The following is a 2504-nucleotide window of genomic DNA, read 5'->3' on the forward strand; positions in this document are numbered from 1 at the left end:
TAAAAGGCAGGGACTAATACGACCATAAGTTCTGTAAACTAGAGATGACGGAAATTCACCCTGCCTTTTATTTAAACGCTTACCAAGCTTTCTTCTTGTAATACTATTGCAAGAAGAAAAATCAGTTTGATAAACCAAAGGAGATGACGCCGATTTTAGGAATCTCGGAATGACAGCTTATCGAAACTTCTCAAATTGTTTGAAAGAATCCTTCGACAGGCTCAGGATGACAAGTTCTTTGTCAAATTGACGAAAAACTACTTCTTCCCTTACCTACCCTCTTTCTCCAAATTCAAATACTGCACAAAACAACACCTCTACTATTTTATATACTGCCTTTCCTGTTTTATGCTTTTAGTTTTGCTATTATTGCGACAAGTTTGATGAAAATTAAAACTTAACATTATGAAAAAAATTATTTTTCTATTCCTCAATTTTATTTTGGCGCTAAACACAGTACATGCGCAAACGGGTATTGATTTCGATCATATTTATGAAAGCGGCAACAATCAATGGATGAACGTTAATAGCGGCGCTAAAGAAATTTATTTTAACAACAAGGTACATGGGGAGTTTAATACTTCATTTAATTATATACCTGGTGTAAATAAACTCAGCATTGAGTTAAGAATTAAAGAGAAAAAAAACGCACAAAAATATCGCTATACAATCTTGCAAGATGAAAAGCCCATTGTAGTTAATAAGCAGTTTGGTGATATCATAGATTATACAAATGGCCAATTTAGTGGAAGTATAGTAACGTTAGGCGTTTTCCCCATAAAAGGTAAAAGCATAACAACATTGATTTACAACATTGAAAATCCTTCGGATATTTATAAAAATATATATTATTCAAAGGAAATCCCAAGACCGAAAATTTTATCTTTTTCTCATCGTTTATATTCCGGCGATAAAATCCCAATCAAGAATAACTCAAATGAAATTACAAAAGTTAATTTCTCTAAACATGATTTTGGATTGAGAGTTACAAAAGATAAATCAGTTATCGATAACATTTATGCTATCGTTATAAAAGATAAGCGAACAAATGAGATTATTTACAATTCAACAGCATGGAAATACGACTTGTTTGATTCAGAAGAAGATTTTCCTTATATAGATATTGAAGAATATGTTTTCCCAAAATCTGGTGAATATGAGATTATCATTCGGCCTTCTATTCGATGGGGGGCAGCAGAGGGGCCAGAAAAATATATAATTAGACAGACTATATCCGTTACATTAGCGGAAGAGAGTTTTACTAAAAAAGACCTCATAATTTTAGGAGGGGTATCAACATTAGGTGTAGGGACTTTTTTTTTTAGTAGTGCTTTATTTTGTTAAAAAAAGGAACAAGAAAAAACTTGCACAGCAATTAAAAGAAAAAGAATTTGCTCAGCTTAAGTTGGAGTCTGTCCGCTCTCAATTAAACCCTCATTTTCTGTTTAATGCGCTATCTGGCATTCAAAATTTAATGAACAAAAACGAAATAGACAATGCCAATAAATACCTTTCTAAATTTGCCCGATTAACCCGTAATGTGCTAGATGATAAAGAACTGATTAGTTTATCACAGGAAAAAACACTACTAGACGATTACCTCCAAATGGAGCAATTGCGGTTCGGCTTTAAATACGAAATTAGCTACACCGAAAACTTAGATTTAGAGAACATAGAAATACCCAGTATGCTGCTACAACCTTTTGTAGAAAATGCGGTGAAGCACGGTATATCGAAAAAAGGCACAGATGGAAAAATAATGATCGCATTTACTAAGCAAGCGAATAGTTTGTTGCTAACGGTTAACGATAATGGAAATGGGTTTAACACAGAAAAAAAGAACAGTGGTTTGGGTCTTCAATTAAGCGACAGTAGAATAAAACTCTTAAATAGCATTTATAAAGAAAATCGCTTTACTTTAGCTATACAATCAACCACCAACGGCACTGAAATAAGCTTAACACTAACCGATTGGCTATAGTATGATGAGGGCAATTTTAATAGACGACGAAATTTCAAATTTAGAAAACCTGCAGGCATTGCTAGAAAAGCACTGTCCGCAGGTAACCATAATGGCTACAGCGCAAAATGTAAGTGATGCCGTTGTTGCTATTGAAAAACATGTACCCCATTTAGTGTTTCTGGATATTCAAATGGGCGATGAAACAGGTTTTGAGGTACTAAAACTACTCCCAGCACGTAATTTTGAAGTTATTTTTGTTACTGCTTACGATCAGTATGGTATACAGGCTGTAAAATTTGCAGCCTTAGATTATCTGTTAAAACCCATTGATATTGAAGAATTGATAAATGCGGTAAGTAAGGCCGAATATAAATTGACAACGCCAATACAAAATCTACAGCTCGATTTTTTATTGCAACAACTAAAAAAGCCAGAAACAAATGTGAGCAAAATTGCCCTACAGATGCAAAGCGAAATCAGGTATGTTACGTTATCAGAAATTATACGTTGCGAGGCAGACAATACTTATACTCACTTCTTC

3 protein-coding genes are annotated in these 2504 nt (G+C 33.8%); all 3 read left to right on the forward strand.

Annotated elements, in window-relative coordinates; translation table 11 throughout:
* Nucleotides 1-405: 405 nt before the first annotated feature.
* Nucleotides 406-1344 (forward strand): hypothetical protein, encoded by a 939-nt coding sequence (locus AC1DND_RS25645; RefSeq protein WP_477585381.1) that lies wholly within the window; start codon nt 406-408, stop codon nt 1342-1344.
* Nucleotides 1328-1981 carry a sensor histidine kinase gene (locus AC1DND_RS25650; RefSeq protein WP_477585383.1) on the forward strand — a complete coding sequence of 218 codons (654 nt, stop codon included), beginning with the start codon at nt 1328-1330 and terminating at the stop codon, nt 1979-1981. The genes AC1DND_RS25645 and AC1DND_RS25650 overlap by 17 nt, the downstream gene beginning before the upstream one ends.
* 1 nt (nt 1982) lies before the next feature.
* Nucleotides 1983-2504 (forward strand): LytR/AlgR family response regulator transcription factor (locus AC1DND_RS25655; protein ID WP_477585385.1); only part of this gene is annotated, 522 nt, incomplete at its 3' end.

The sequence above is a fragment of the Pedobacter sp. 01N416 genome, assembly GCF_056399685.1.